The sequence below is a fragment of the Aliivibrio logei genome, assembly GCF_001691055.1.
Lineage (GTDB): Bacteria > Pseudomonadota > Gammaproteobacteria > Enterobacterales > Vibrionaceae > Aliivibrio > Aliivibrio salmonicida.
The window spans coordinates 977,224-991,022 of the sequence record NZ_MAJU01000008.1 but is presented as its reverse complement, the minus strand read 5'-3'; the positions used below and the strand labels follow the sequence as shown (position 1 = coordinate 991,022).

Genomic DNA, 13,799 nt, shown 5'->3' with positions numbered 1-13,799 from the left:
AATTGTAACGTGAATACGTATTAACTAAAAAAGCCTTGAGGTAGTTATATCTCAAGGCTTTTTGTTATCTATGTCGTGATGTTTTTAGGTGATTAAATCGTGGTATTGTAATAATTACGCTTTGGACAAGATGAAATTATTTCTGCCCGGTTAAATGAAATAACCTCTTCTAATACCACATCAAACCCCCATAAACGGTGTAAGTGCTTCATTACTTCTTGGTGTCCTTTATCTAAAGGAATTCGATTGTGTGGGACGTGCCTTAATATTAATGAACGGTCACCTCTTACATCCACATTCCATACTTGAATATTCGGTTCTAAATTACTCAAATTGTATTGAGCAGCTAACTTTTCTCGAATCTCTCGATAACCGACATCGTCATGAATAGCACTAATCTCAATGTGTTTACTTTTATCATCGTCTAATATGGCAAATAATTTAAATTCACGTATTAATTTAGGTGATAAATACTGGCTTATGAAACTTTCATCTTTGAAGTTATGCATCGCAAAATGAACGGCGTCTAACCAATCACTTCCTGCTAAATCTGGGAACCATTCCCTATCTTCATCTGTGGGCTCTTCACAGATACGGCGAATATCTTGAAACATGGCAAACCCTAATGCATAAGGGTTTATCCCACTATAATAAGGGCTGTTATAGCTTGGTTGAGCCACTACATTGGTATGGCTATGTAAGAATTCTAAAATGAATTTATCGGACACTAAGTCTTCATCGTAAAGATGATTTAAAATAGTGTAATGCCAAAATGTTGCCCACCCTTCATTCATTACCTGTGTTTGTTTTTGTGGATAAAAATATTGACTTATCTTACGAATAATCCTGACCAATTCCCGTTGCCATGATTCTAATAGTGGTGCGTGTTTTTCAATAAAATACAGAATATTTTCTTGTGGCTCAGAGGGGAATCTTTCTTTTTCTTCGTTGTTTTCTTGCTTGGTTTTTGGAACGGTTCGCCATAGGTCATTTACTTGTGATTGAAGGTAAGCCTCTCTGTCTTCTTGACGAATTTTTTCTTCTGCAATGGATATTTTTTCAGGGCGTTTGTATCTATCTACGCCATAGTTCATGAGTGCGTGACAAGAATCTAGAATGGCCTCTACCTCATCAACGCCATGCTTTTCTTCACACTGAGTAATGTATTGCTGAGCGAAAAGTAGATAATCGACTATTGAGCTCGCATCAGTCCATGTTTGAAATAAATAATTGCCTTTAAAGAAAGAGTTATGCCCATAACAAGCATGTGCCATCACTAATGCTTGCATCGTAATGGTATTTTCTTCCATAAGATAAGAGATGCAAGGGGAGGAGTTGATGACAATTTCATAAGCTAAGCCCATTTGGCCATGCTTATAATTCTGTTCGGTTTGAATGAATTTTTTTCCAAATGACCAATGATGGTAATTAATGGGCATCCCAACACTAGAATACGCATCCATCATTTGTTCAGCGGTGATGATCTCAATCTGGTTAGGATAGGTATCTAAACGGTAATACTCCGCAACGCGCTTAATTTCAACATGGTATTGTTCTAAAGTTTGAAAGGTCCAATCTGGCCCATCAGGTAACCTACTTTTTTTATTCATAGTATTTCCTCCTAAGCCAATTGTTTGTGGAATAATTCTCTAAAAATAGGGTAAATATCATCAACGGTTTTGATATTTTTCATCGCAAAGTTATTGCACCCTTGAGATAGTTTTTCATATTCGTTCCACAGTGTTTGGTGTGTTCGTTTTGTGATTTCAATGTAGGAATAATATTGGCAATAAGGAAGAATTGACGTAGTAAGTAGCTCCTTACATTTTGGTGAATCGTCTGCCCAGTTGTCCCCGTCAGAGGCTTGAGCAGCATAAATATTCCACTCATTGGCGGGATAACGTTTAGTGACAATGTCATTCATGAGTTTTAATGCGCTTGAAACCATAGTGCCTCCCGTTTCTTGGGAGTAGAAAAATTCATGCTCATCAACTTCTTTTGCTTGAGTATGGTGGCGAATAAAAACAACGTCGACATTTTCATAAGTACGAGTTAAGAATAAATAAAGTAAGACATAGAAGCGTTTAGCAATGTCTTTAGTCGCTTGGTCCATGGAGCCGGATACGTCCATTAAACAAAACATAACCGCTTGGCTTGATGGGATAGGGGTTCGTTCATAGTTTTTATAGCGTAAATCGAAAGAATCAATATAAGGCACATGTTTAATTTTGGTTCTTAATGCTTCGATTTCTTCTTTCATTTGTCGAACCGAGAGCGGTTGTGCAGGTTCGCTGTTTTTTATGTTCTCAAGTTCTTGTTCTAGTTCTTTAAGTAAGCGTCTTTTTCCTGCTGTCATGGCAGTACGGCGAGCAAGTGATTGCTGTAACGAACGAACAATGTCTATGTTTGATGGAACACCGGCTGTTTGATACCCAGCGCGATGTGTTTCCCATTCTGTTATTTTTTGAACTTGGTTTTTTTCTAAATTAGGCAATTCAAGTTGTTCAAAAAGAATGTCTAAGTATTCATCTTTTGAAATTTGGAAACTAAATTCATCTTCTCCTTCACCGTCGGCACTGGCGTCACCGTCTCCTGACCCCCCTCCCGCGCCTCCTTGAGGGCGTTCGATTTTATCTCCTTTGATAAATTGGTCATTTCCTGGATGAACGCGTTCGCGAATGCCTCCCTGACCTTGATGAAAAATAGGTTCAGAGATGTCCCCTTTAGGAATAGAGATGCTTTCGCCCGTTTCAGTATTCGTTACTGAACGTTGGTTTACTGCATCAGAGACCGCACGTTTAATTTGGTCTTTGTGGCGACGAATAAAGCGCTGTCTGTTGACGGTGCTTTTCTTTTTTCCGTTCAATCTTCGATCAATAAATTGAGCCATAATATGTCCCCCTATATTTTGGTAGGGGCAGCCTATGAGATATAGGCTGCAACGTCCTGTTGGTTGATTATGAAGATTTACGAACGCGTAGGTACCACTCAGCAAGCAAGCGAACTTGTTTTTTGGTATACCCTTTCTCCATCATACGAGCGACAAAATCATCGTGTTTTTTCTGATCATCTGTTGATGTTTTCGCGTTAAAAGAAATTACTGGCAGTAAATCTTCTGTGTTTGAGAACATTTTTTTCTCAATAACAACACGCAGCTTTTCATAGCTGGTCCATTTAGGGTTGTGGCCGTTATTATTGGCTTTGGCTCTAAGAACAAAGTTAACAATTTCATTTCGGAAATCTTTAGGATTACTTATCCCTGCGGTTTTTTCTATTTTTTCTAGCTCATCGTTTAATGCTGAGCGATCAAATAACTGACCAGTATCTGGATCTCGATATTCTTGATCTTGGATCCAAAAATCGGCATAAGTGACGTAACGATCAAAGATATTTTGTCCGTATTCTGAATAAGATTCTAAGTAAGCGGTTTGAATTTCTTTACCAATAAACTCAACGTATTTTGGTACAAGAAAACCTTTCACAAATTCGGTGTATTTATCGGCAACATCTTGAGCGAATTGTTCTCGTTCAATTTGTTGTTCAATGACATAAAAAAGGTGAACGGGGTTTGCTGCGACTTCGGTTTGGTCAAAGTTAAATACGCGTGACAGAATTTTGAAAGCGAATCGAGTGGATAGGCCTGACATGCCTTCATCCACACCAGCAAAATCTTTATATTCTTGATAGCTTTTTGCTTTTGGATCCGTGTCTTTCAATGTTTCCCCATCATAAACTCGCATTTTAGAGAATAGAGATGAATTCTCAGGATCTTTTAGGCGCGAAAGTATGGTGAATTGAGCTAAGATGCCAAGGGTGCTTGGTGAACAAGGTGCTTGAGATAACTCACTGTGTTCTAACAGCTTTTGGTATATTTTTATTTCTTCAGAAACACGTAAACAATATGGGACTTTAACGATATAAACTCGATCTAAAAAAGCTTCGTTGTTTTTGTTGTTTCGGAATGTTTGCCATTCTGATTCGTTTGAGTGAGCTAAAATCATGCCGTCAAAAGGCAATGCTGATAAGCCTTCTGTTCCATTAAAGTTTCCTTCTTGTGTTGCTGTTAGAAGGGGGTGTAGTACTTTAATTGGTGCTTTAAACATTTCGACAAATTCCATTAAACCTTGATTGGCTTTACAGAGTGATCCTGAATAGCTATAAGCATCGGGGTCATCTTGGGCGAAATGCTCTAATTGACGGATGTCTACTTTACCGACCAGAGAAGAGATGTCTTGGTTGTTTTCATCACCGGGTTCAGTTTTAGCAATACCGATTTGGTCAAGAATAGAAGGGTTTACTTTAATCACTTTAAATTGCGTGATGTCACCGCCAAATTCGTGCAACCTTTTCGCTGCCCAAGGGGACATAATAGAACGTAGATTTCGCTTCTCAATGCCATATTCTTTTTTTAATAGTTCACCATCTTCGGCTACGTCAAATAAGCAGAAAGGATGATCATTTACAGGACTACGAACGCCATTTGCACTTAATACATAAATTGGCAATTGTTGCATGAGACTTTTTAGTTTTTCGGCAAGTGATGATTTACCACCACCAACAGGGCCGAGTAAATAAAGGATTTGTTTGCGCTCTTCTAAGCCTTGAGAAGCATGCTTTAGGTAAGACACGATTTGTTCAATTGGCTCTTCCATGCCATAGAAGTCTTTGAATGTCTCATAGCGAGAAATCACTCGGTTTGAGAATATACGACTAAGCTGAGGATCAAGAGCTGTGTCAATGACTTCGGGCTCACCAATGGCCAATAAAAGTCTTTCTGCTGCATTGGCATAAGCACTTTTGTCCTGACTACATAGTGATAAGAAATCTTGCAGTGAAAGCTCTTCATCTTTTGCCGCTTCGTAACGGGCTTGATAGTGGTCAAAAATACTCATATCCATTTCCTCTTGTCATCCGTTTTTTTTATTACACATCTTAAGGTTAGTAACTAAACCCTTATTTTGTCCAAGAAAAAACCGAAAATAGAATAAAAATTGATCGAGAAATGCGGCAACACGCAGGTATAAAAAAAGCGAACTTAATAAAGTCCGCTAATTGATATTTTGATTAATAGGCTTAATGACTATTTGCTGTGGAATTGCTCACAAGCCAATAATGTGTTTTCAATTAAACTTGCTACGGTCATTGGACCAACGCCACCAGGAACGGGAGTGATATAGCTTGCTTTTGTTTTGGCTACATCAAATTCAACGTCACCAATGAGCTTACCTGTGTCTAGACGGTTAATACCAACATCGACCACAACAGCGCCTTCTTTTATCCACTCTCCAGGGATAAAGTTTGGTTTGCCTACCGCAACCACAACAAGATCTGCTTGGCGAATGTGATGCTCTAAATCTTTTGTGAAACGGTGACAAGTCGTCGTGGTGCAACCAGCAAGAAGCAATTCAAGGGTCATTGGGCGACCAACAATATTTGAGGCCCCAACGACAACAGCGTGCATCCCTCGAACTTGAATATTGTAGCGATCAAGTAGAGTGATAATGCCTTTTGGTGTGCATGAACGTAATTTTGGAATACGTTGAGATAGACGCCCTACGTTGTACGGGTGAAATCCATCGACGTCTTTTTCTGGATCGATATGCTCTAAAATTTTAGTGCTATCCATTCCAGCAGGAAGAGGTAACTGAACCAAAATGCCATCGATTTCAGGATCTTGATTTAGTGTATCAATTAATGTCAGCAATTCCGCTTCTGTGGTCGTGGTTGGTAAATCATAAGATTTTGATACGAATCCAACTTCTTCACAGGCACGGCGTTTACTTCCTACATAGACTTGAGACGCAGGATCTTGTCCTACCAAAACAACGGCTAGACCAGGAGCACGCAGTCCGGCCTCTATGCGGGCTTTTACACGAGCACCGACTTCAGAGCGAACAGTTTGAGAAATAAGTTTTCCATCGATAATTTGAGCGGTCATAGTGATCCTTTCAAGGGCTTGGACTGATTGACGTGCGCATTGTCTCAGAATTAAATAATAATAGCTACAACGCAAACGTTTGCTTTTTGCTGTTTTTGAAGATGATAAATCGTCGAACCAATAACAAGCACCTTTAAATCAATGTAATATGTATATATTGAATCAAAGAATAGACAATATGCCTTTTTTTTCAGCACTCAGTAAGATAATGATAAGAAAAGGATTGATCTAGTTTCGTATATTCGTATAATCCTACCCCATAGAGCGCCCTTAGCTCAGCTGGATAGAGCACCTCCCTTCTAAGGAGGTGGTCGAAGGTTCGAATCCTTCAGGGCGTACCAAATTGAAAAAGCCGCAATAACTGAAAAGTTACTGCGGCTTTTTTCATATCTGTCATATCCATTTTTAATATGCTAGCGTTAGCTTAATTTACTTTTAATGGATTAAATGATGTCGATTTGGAATTCCCTTTCACTTAGTACTCGTTATTCTGAGCTTCCTCCACTTCTCTTTACTCATGTACCGCCACAACCGTTAAACAATGTCCATTGGATAATGTGGAATGAAAAACTCGCTAAACGGTTTAATTTGCCTTTAGATCCTGCGGCAGATGCTGAGTTATTATCTGGTTTTTCTGGAGAGGTTGTTCCGTCTCAATTTTCTCCTTTGGCAATGAAATACGCTGGGCATCAATTTGGCAGTTACAATCCTGATTTAGGTGATGGTCGGGGGTTATTACTGGCTGAGATCAAAGATAAAGCCGGTGCCAGTTTTGATATTCATTTAAAAGGGGCTGGTCGAACACCTTATTCTCGCTCAGGGGATGGGAGAGCGGTATTACGATCGACGATTCGAGAGTATTTGTGCAGCGAAGCGATGTTCGGATTAGGTATTCCTACCACAAGAGCGTTAGGGATGATGGGTAGCAATACGCCTGTTTATCGAGAAGGATATGAAACCGGAGCATTGTTACTTCGTGTGGCAGAAACTCATGTTCGCTTTGGTCATTTTGAGCATCTCTTTTATTCGAATTTATTGGGGGAACATAAATTATTAGCGGACAAAGTCATTGAATGGCATTTTCCAGATTGCTTAGATAATGATAATCCTTATGCCGCTATGTTTAATGAGATCGTTGATCGTACGGCTAAGATGATTGCACATTGGCAAGCGGTGGGTTTTGCTCATGGTGTAATGAATACGGACAATATGTCTATCATTGGGCAAACATTTGATTATGGCCCTTTTGGCTTTCTTGATGATTATGAACCGGGATACATTTGTAACCATTCTGACTATCAAGGACGCTATGCATTTAATCAACAACCAAGAATTGGCTTATGGAATCTATCTGCCCTTGCTCATGCTTTATCTCCACTGATTGATAAGGTCGATTTAGATCAAGCGCTAGAACAATACGAAGTGCAATTACATGGTTATTTTAGTCAATTAATGAGACAAAAATTAGGGCTAATAACAAAGCAAGACGGAGATAGTCGATTATTTGAATCAATGTTTGAATTATTGTCTCAAAATTCGGTGGATTACACGCGTTTTTTACGAGAGTTATCAAATGTTGATACTCATAATGAGCAAGCGATTATTGATTTATTTATCGATCGAGATGCGGCGAAATTATGGGTTAGTTTATACGTAACTCGTTGTGAGAAAGAGCATGAGACAATGGCCTCTCGATGTAAAAAAATGCGAGAAGTTAACCCTAAATATATTCTTCGAAACTACCTAGCACAGCAAGCGATAGATAAAGCACAAGAAGGGGACTATAGCGAACTAGAAGCTTTGAGTTTATTGCTTCGGTCGCCTTTTGATGAACATATTGAATTTGAACATTATGCGAATTTACCTCCGAGTTGGGGTAAGAAAATGGAAATAAGTTGTTCGTCATAACGGAAATAAGCAGCTAGGTTAGCTGCTTATTTTTCATCTGATATTTATTGCTTCTCTTTTAGATCATGGAGCATCAGTTCAGTGACTTCATCTACAGAGTACGTATTGTCAGTATTTGTATAGCCTTGAGCTAACACTGACCATTGTTGATAAGGCTGATTTGGTAAAAAGAGGGCAATAAAGATACTCGCTTTTTGTGAGTCATCATTATCATCAATACCTATTGGTTGTATTCCCGTTAATAAGCCTGTTTTTTCTAGAATGGCCATATCTTTAATGTTTTCTTCTATTCCTAAGCCATAACCAATATAAAAATCAGCGTTACTAACATCATCTGTAAATAAGTATCCCTTTTGTTCTAGGGATGCTTTCAATGCTTGTGAGAATCGTTGTTCTATGTCTCTGTTATTTAATTCTTTATTTAAAAAGTTAGCACTAATTTTAGGGTGCCAAGCGAATGTGGTTTTGTTTTGAAGGATATTATTAATATCACCAGTAGTGACTAAATTTATGGTGCTTTTTTCTTGATAAGTTTCAGACACACAACCAGAAAGGGTGAGAAGTAGAATAAACGAAATAAAATATTTCAAAATAGTTCCCTGAATAAATTGATTGGAGTTTAGAGTATTTCTTATGTGATAGGTTCAAAAAAGGTGAGTAGTAATACTCACCTTTGATCTCACTTTAACAGTAAGTATTATTTTATGCTATTTTACAGCTTCACCTTCAAGCGGTTTAATTTCGCTTGCATGATAGCCTTTAGGGCCTTCATGAATTTCGTAGGTGACAGCTTGTCCTGCTTTTAATGTACGGTAGCCATCCATCTCGATTGTTGAGTAATGAGCAAAAATATCACCATCCTCACCTTCTGGACAAATGAAGCCAAACCCTTTGGCGTTATTGAACCATTTTACTGTGCCTATTGCCATGCTATACATCCCTCTGCATTTTTAGTTACCTAGCATAATGTCTATCAATTAAGTTTTTGCCTAATTGATAACCACTACTAGGTACACTCTATTAAATATAAAGAGGGAGTCAAGTACAAATTGGTTACCTTTGTAACATTTATGTTTAATATCACATTTAAGATTAACATTTATATCAATAATATCAATTTGATAAATTAAGTGGTTATAAAGAAAAAAAGGCTCTATTCTTTATTTGTGTTATCGATGATTTTCTATGCAAACGGTCACTAAATAGGTGATAAAGACGTTAAATTCACATCTTTTGTTTGATGTAACTCCTCGTCTAGATTAGGCTGAATAGTAGGAGATACCTTGCAGTATCAAAAATGTTTTTTAACGAATTAGTTGCCGACATGAGTAAATTCTATGAATGGATTTCTCCTGATTCAGATGTTCTGGAACTGGAGAAAACAGGTTTAAAGCCGCCGCCGATGTATAAGGTAGTTTTAAATAATGATGATTACACTCCAATGGAGTTTGTTGTTGAAGTTTTAGATAAATTTTTTTCCATGGATTTGGAAAAAGCGACACAATTAATGCTTACTGTGCATTATGAAGGGAAAGCAGTATGTGGGGTTTTTACTGCTGAAGTTGCTGAAACTAAAGTTGCGCAAGTAAACATTTATTCGCGTGATAATGAGCACCCACTACTGTGTACAATGGAGCAAGCTTAAGTTTGTTCGTTACACCATCATTTGGTGTTTTGGGAGGTTCCTATGCTAAATAAAGAATTAGAAGCGAGTTTAAACAGTGCGTTTGCTCGTGCAAGAGAAAAGCGTCATGAATTTATGACGGTGGAGCATTTGTTATTTGCTCTATTAGAGAACCCATCTGCACACGAAGCTCTTATTGCTTGCCATACAGACCTGGATGCTCTTTCGACAGAAATTGATGAATTCATAACACAAACAACTCCTCTTATTCCAGCTGACGATGATAGTCGTGAAACGCAGCCAACGTTAAGCTTTCAACGTGTTCTTCAACGAGCTGTTTTTCATGTTCAATCATCAGGTCGTAATGAAGTCACTGGCGCGAATGTTTTAGTCGCTATTTTTAGCGAGCAAGAATCTCACGCTGCTTATCTTCTTAAAAAGAATGATATTAGTCGACTGGATATTGTTAACTTTATTTCTCATGGTGCACCAGAAAATCGAGATGAGAATTCAGAACAATCAAATGTAGAAGCTGCTGTTGAAGGCAATTCTGATGATCAATTAGAAAGCTTCGCAACTAACTTAAATCAAGTCGCTAAAAATGGCGGTATTGATCCGTTGATTGGTCGTGAGCAAGAGGTTGAACGAACAATTCAAGTTCTTTGTCGTCGACGTAAAAATAACCCATTACTAGTGGGTGAAGCTGGAGTCGGAAAAACGGCGATAGCGGAAGGGTTAGCATGGAGAATTGTTGAAGAACAAGTTCCCGATGTGATTAAAGATTGTATTATTTATTCTCTTGATATTGGTTCTCTATTAGCGGGTACTAAATATCGTGGTGATTTTGAAAAACGATTTAAAGCCATTTTAAAACAGCTTGAAAAAGAAGAGCATGCGATTTTATTCATTGATGAAATCCATACCATTATTGGCGCTGGTGCCGCTTCTGGTGGGCAAGTTGATGCGGCTAATTTAATTAAGCCATTACTAAGCAGCGGTAAGTTACGTTGTATTGGTTCTACAACTTATCAAGAACACAGTACTATTTTTGAAAAAGAACGAGCGCTTGCTCGTCGATTCCAAAAAATTGATATTTTAGAACCATCGATAGATGATACAACTAAAATATTAATGGGTCTGAAAAGTAAATATGAAGAACACCACGAGGTTCGTTATACCAATAAAGCACTCCGTGCTGCGGTAGAACTGTCAGCGAAATACATTAATGAACGTCACTTGCCAGATAAGGCGATTGATGTGATTGATGAAGCTGGTGCCCGTTGTCGTTTGACTCCAATTAGCCGTCGTAAAAAAACCATCAATGTTGCTGATATAGAATCGATGGTTGCTAAAATGGCTCGTATTCCAGAAAAATCAGTATCATCAAGCGATAAAGATGTACTGAAAAAACTGGATGCTAAACTTAAAATGTTAGTGTTTGGGCAAGATCAAGGCATCGATGTTTTATGTGAAGCCATTAAATTAAGTCGTGCTGGATTAGGTGCTGATAATAAACCTGTTGGTTCTTTCTTGTTTGCGGGTCCTACAGGGGTTGGTAAAACTGAAGTAACAGTACAATTAGCAAAAGCATTAGGCATAGAATTATTACGTTTTGATATGTCTGAGTACGGTGAGCGTCATACTGTTAGTCGCTTGATCGGTGCTCCTCCTGGTTACGTTGGTTACGAGCAGGGAGGTCTATTAACCGACGCGGTTATTAAGCACCCTCATTCTGTCGTATTACTTGATGAGCTTGAAAAAGCACACCCTGACGTATTTAATTTGCTACTGCAAGTTATGGATAATGGGACATTAACGGATAACAATGGCCGTAAAGCTGATTTCCGTAATGTTATTTTTGTAATGACAACCAATGCCGGTGTCCATGAAACGGTCAAGAAATCTATTGGTTTAATCCAACAAGATCACAGTACCGATGCGATGGCTGCGATTAAAAAAGTATTTACGCCAGAATTTAGAAACCGTCTGGATAATATTATTTGGTTTGAGCACTTAGGCAAAGACGTGATCGGGCAAGTTGTTGATAAGTTCATTGTCGAATTACAAGCACAATTAGATGCTCGTGGTGTATCAATGGAAGTATCGAAAGATGTCAAAGAGTGGTTAGCTAATAAAGGATACGATAAAGCGATGGGCGCACGTCCAATGGCTCGTGTTATCCAAGAAAACTTGAAAAAACCAATGGCAAATGAACTATTATTTGGTGAGTTAGTTAATGGTGGCACCGTTCGAGTTAAATTAACGAAAGGTGAATTGGACTTTGAGTTTACGAGTGAAGCTGAAGTTGTCCATTAAATATCATTTTATAATGTTATAAATATAAAAAACCCAGTCTGTTGACTGGGTTTTTTTATATTGTTTAATACTAACCAGTGTAAATATGTTTACTTTGGGTAGTAAGATGACAATTAACGAGCACGGAAGACGATACGGCCTTTAGATAAATCGTAAGGAGTCATTTCAACTGTTACTTTGTCACCAGTAAGAATACGGATGTAGTTTTTACGCATTTTACCTGAGATATGAGCAGTAACAACGTGACCGTTTTCTAATTCTACGCGAAACATAGTGTTTGGTAGTGTATCCAGAACTGTGCCTTGCAGTTCAATTGCGTCTTCTTTTGCCATTGAATCCTCTTTATATAGATAGCTTCGGCTGATTTTTAAGCGGCTAATAATGCCCTTAAAAATGATGTATGTAAAGTTTGTTGGGCATCTTACCCCTGCCAGACCATATTTACTAGCTTTTGGTTCGGTTTATATCGATCTTTATATTTCATGGCAGGGCAGTCGTCTATTTGGTAACCAGGGTAGACCCATTTCTTATTTAATTTCGTACATAATTGCAATTGAATCAATACCGATACCGTGCCTAAAGACAAAGCATTGTCAGGGTCAAAGAAAGTGTACATTGCACTGAGTGAATCCGATAAAAGATCAGTAACGGCAATAGAAACTAAGACTTCATTTTCATAAATATGAAGGAAGTGTCTAGGTAACCATTCTGCTTGAGCGAATTCAAAAAATTGTTCTTTATTTGCAGGAAACATGCTGCCTGATTGATGACGAGCATTAATGTAGCGTTCATATAAAGAAAACCAATTTTCATCCATTTGAGATTTAATTTCCCATTCAAAATGAGACGATTTATTTAAAATACGTTTTTGGCTTTTACTGGGTGAGAAATTTTCGGCATCAATACGAAGTGGTTGGCAAGCATTGCAAGAATCACACATCGGTTTATAAATTGTGGAGCCACTACGACGAAACCCTAAGCGTATTAACTCTTGATAACCTGACAATGAGTGTAGTTCAGGTTCCATAATTACGCCTAATCGATCTTTTTGATCAGGTAAATAGCTGCATGTACCTTCAGGGGTTAGTCCTACTTGCAGTGAATATTGAGTCATAATTTATCCATTGCTAAGTGATTGAGGTTGATAACAGCTTTCGAATACTGAGATAGCTGAAAACACCTGTAACCTTTCATTAAATATAGGTCGTTCCATTGGAATTGCCCCTAAACTTTCTAAGTGAGGATTCATCATTTGACAGTCAATGAGTTTGCCTCCAAAAGCAACAAAGTGCTCACAAAATTGCCATAAGGCAATTTTTGATGCATTGGTTTTTATTGAGAACATCGATTCACCACAAAATACTTGCCCAATTTGGAGACCATAAAGTCCTCCGACTAATTCATTATTAAACCAAACCTCGACAGAATGGCAATGCCCTAACTTAGCTAGGTTTTGATAAGCCTCGATCATTTCTGGCATTATCCATGTTTCTTCTGCTGGCCGAGTTGATGCGCATAATGAAATAACATCAGACGTCGCATGATTTATGGTGATGGAGTAACCTGATTTTTTAAAGAATTTCTTAAGGCTTTTTGATGGAGTGTAATTCTCTGGAATAAATACACCTCTTATACTTGGGCTCCACCATAGAATAGGATCGTCATTGCTATACCAAGGAAAAATTCCATGTGAGTAAGCGAGTAATAGGCGTTTGGGGGTTAAATCACCGCCCATAGCAAGTAAGCCATCAGGATCATGTAATGCGCTTTCTATGTCAGGAAATGAAGCGTCATGTTCTTGTTCAAGTTCGGGTAAATAGATAGTCATAGGCAAAAAGAAATACGTATTCATTATTTTTAATTTAGAGAGACGACATTGCCTCTAGCGCAACGCGTTGGTTTTCGTTACTCTGCAAGTATGAAGAATAACAAAAAATAACAATTAAAGCTGAAGCAGCTATGCAATATCTGAATCAAATAACAGGCATAGCATTATTTTTATTTGTATAGGAA

At 38.1% G+C, this 13,799-nt stretch carries 12 protein-coding genes and 1 tRNA gene; 4 read left to right on the top strand and 9 right to left on the bottom strand.

Features of this window, described 5'->3' with window-relative positions:
- Positions 1-92 precede the first annotated feature (92 nt).
- The 4 genes from A6E04_RS08625 to folD form a co-directional block, all read right to left on the bottom strand.
- Entirely contained in the window at positions 93-1,610 is a 1,518-nt protein-coding gene (locus A6E04_RS08625) for a SpoVR family protein (RefSeq protein WP_017022121.1), read from the bottom strand.
- An 11-nt stretch (positions 1,611-1,621) separates the two neighbouring features.
- Positions 1,622-2,890 (bottom strand): YeaH/YhbH family protein, encoded by a 1,269-nt coding sequence (locus tag A6E04_RS08620; protein WP_012550723.1) that lies wholly within the window; start codon positions 2,888-2,890, stop codon positions 1,622-1,624.
- Between the two features lie 67 nt (positions 2,891-2,957).
- Positions 2,958-4,892: a PrkA family serine protein kinase gene (locus A6E04_RS08615; protein ID WP_012550724.1), complete on the bottom strand. Its 1,935-nt coding sequence runs from the start codon at positions 4,890-4,892 to the stop codon at positions 2,958-2,960.
- A 188-nt stretch (positions 4,893-5,080) separates the two neighbouring features.
- Entirely contained in the window at positions 5,081-5,938 is an 858-nt protein-coding gene (gene folD / locus A6E04_RS08610) for a bifunctional methylenetetrahydrofolate dehydrogenase/methenyltetrahydrofolate cyclohydrolase FolD (RefSeq protein ID WP_012550725.1), read from the bottom strand.
- A 264-nt stretch (positions 5,939-6,202) separates the two neighbouring features.
- On the opposite strand from folD, the gene A6E04_RS08605 reads away from it, so the two are divergent.
- Together A6E04_RS08605 and A6E04_RS08600 are read left to right on the top strand one after the other, a co-directional pair.
- Positions 6,203-6,279: transfer RNA gene (locus A6E04_RS08605), tRNA-Arg, on the top strand.
- 109 nt (positions 6,280-6,388) lie between these two features.
- Entirely contained in the window at positions 6,389-7,846 is a 1,458-nt protein-coding gene (locus tag A6E04_RS08600) for a protein adenylyltransferase SelO (protein ID WP_065610878.1), read from the top strand.
- 44 nt (positions 7,847-7,890) lie between these two features.
- Here A6E04_RS08600 and A6E04_RS08595 read toward each other — a convergent pair whose 3' ends face one another.
- Positions 7,891-8,436: a DUF4136 domain-containing protein gene (locus tag A6E04_RS08595; protein ID WP_065610876.1), complete on the bottom strand. Its 546-nt coding sequence runs from the start codon at positions 8,434-8,436 to the stop codon at positions 7,891-7,893.
- 117 nt (positions 8,437-8,553) lie between these two features.
- Positions 8,554-8,775 (bottom strand): cold shock domain-containing protein CspD, encoded by a 222-nt coding sequence (gene cspD / locus A6E04_RS08590; protein WP_012550728.1) that lies wholly within the window; start codon positions 8,773-8,775, stop codon positions 8,554-8,556.
- 395 nt (positions 8,776-9,170) lie between these two features.
- Between cspD and clpS the strand changes: the two genes are divergently transcribed.
- Together clpS and clpA are read left to right on the top strand one after the other, a co-directional pair.
- Positions 9,171-9,491 (top strand): ATP-dependent Clp protease adapter ClpS, encoded by a 321-nt coding sequence (gene clpS / locus A6E04_RS08585; RefSeq protein ID WP_012550729.1) that lies wholly within the window; start codon positions 9,171-9,173, stop codon positions 9,489-9,491.
- 42 nt (positions 9,492-9,533) lie between these two features.
- Entirely contained in the window at positions 9,534-11,786 is a 2,253-nt protein-coding gene (gene clpA, locus A6E04_RS08580) for an ATP-dependent Clp protease ATP-binding subunit ClpA (protein WP_017022115.1), read from the top strand.
- 113 nt (positions 11,787-11,899) lie between these two features.
- On the opposite strand, the gene infA is transcribed toward clpA, so the two are convergent.
- The 3 genes from infA to aat all read right to left on the bottom strand — a co-directional run bounded on the left by infA (position 11,900) and on the right by aat (position 13,614).
- A complete protein-coding gene (gene infA, locus A6E04_RS08575) occupies positions 11,900-12,118 on the bottom strand; it encodes a translation initiation factor IF-1 (protein WP_005420180.1) in 219 nt (72 codons plus the stop codon).
- Between the two features lie 89 nt (positions 12,119-12,207).
- Entirely contained in the window at positions 12,208-12,900 is a 693-nt protein-coding gene (locus A6E04_RS08570) for an arginyltransferase (RefSeq protein WP_012550731.1), read from the bottom strand.
- A gap of 3 nt (positions 12,901-12,903) precedes the next feature.
- Positions 12,904-13,614 (bottom strand): leucyl/phenylalanyl-tRNA--protein transferase, encoded by a 711-nt coding sequence (aat, locus tag A6E04_RS08565; protein WP_065610874.1) that lies wholly within the window; start codon positions 13,612-13,614, stop codon positions 12,904-12,906.
- Positions 13,615-13,799: the final 185 nt, after the last annotated feature.

What these genes read in the sequence shown, in the direction of transcription:
- A6E04_RS08625 (WP_017022121.1), bottom strand. Translation starts at nt 1,610, where the DNA reads ATGAATAAAAAAAGTAGGTTACCTGATGGGCCAGATTGGACCTTTCAA.
- A6E04_RS08620 (WP_012550723.1), bottom strand. Translation starts at nt 2,890, where the DNA reads ATGGCTCAATTTATTGATCGAAGATTGAACGGAAAAAAGAAAAGCACC.
- A6E04_RS08615 (WP_012550724.1), bottom strand. Translation starts at nt 4,892, where the DNA reads ATGAGTATTTTTGACCACTATCAAGCCCGTTACGAAGCGGCAAAAGAT.
- folD (WP_012550725.1), bottom strand. Translation starts at nt 5,938, where the DNA reads ATGACCGCTCAAATTATCGATGGAAAACTTATTTCTCAAACTGTTCGC.
- A6E04_RS08600 (WP_065610878.1), top strand. Translation starts at nt 6,389, where the DNA reads ATGTCGATTTGGAATTCCCTTTCACTTAGTACTCGTTATTCTGAGCTT.
- cspD (WP_012550728.1), bottom strand. Translation starts at nt 8,775, where the DNA reads ATGGCAATAGGCACAGTAAAATGGTTCAATAACGCCAAAGGGTTTGGC.
- clpS (WP_012550729.1), top strand. Translation starts at nt 9,171, where the DNA reads ATGAGTAAATTCTATGAATGGATTTCTCCTGATTCAGATGTTCTGGAA.
- clpA (WP_017022115.1), top strand. Translation starts at nt 9,534, where the DNA reads ATGCTAAATAAAGAATTAGAAGCGAGTTTAAACAGTGCGTTTGCTCGT.
- infA (WP_005420180.1), bottom strand. Translation starts at nt 12,118, where the DNA reads ATGGCAAAAGAAGACGCAATTGAACTGCAAGGCACAGTTCTGGATACA.
- A6E04_RS08570 (WP_012550731.1), bottom strand. Translation starts at nt 12,900, where the DNA reads ATGACTCAATATTCACTGCAAGTAGGACTAACCCCTGAAGGTACATGC.
- aat (WP_065610874.1), bottom strand. Translation starts at nt 13,614, where the DNA reads ATGACTATCTATTTACCCGAACTTGAACAAGAACATGACGCTTCATTT.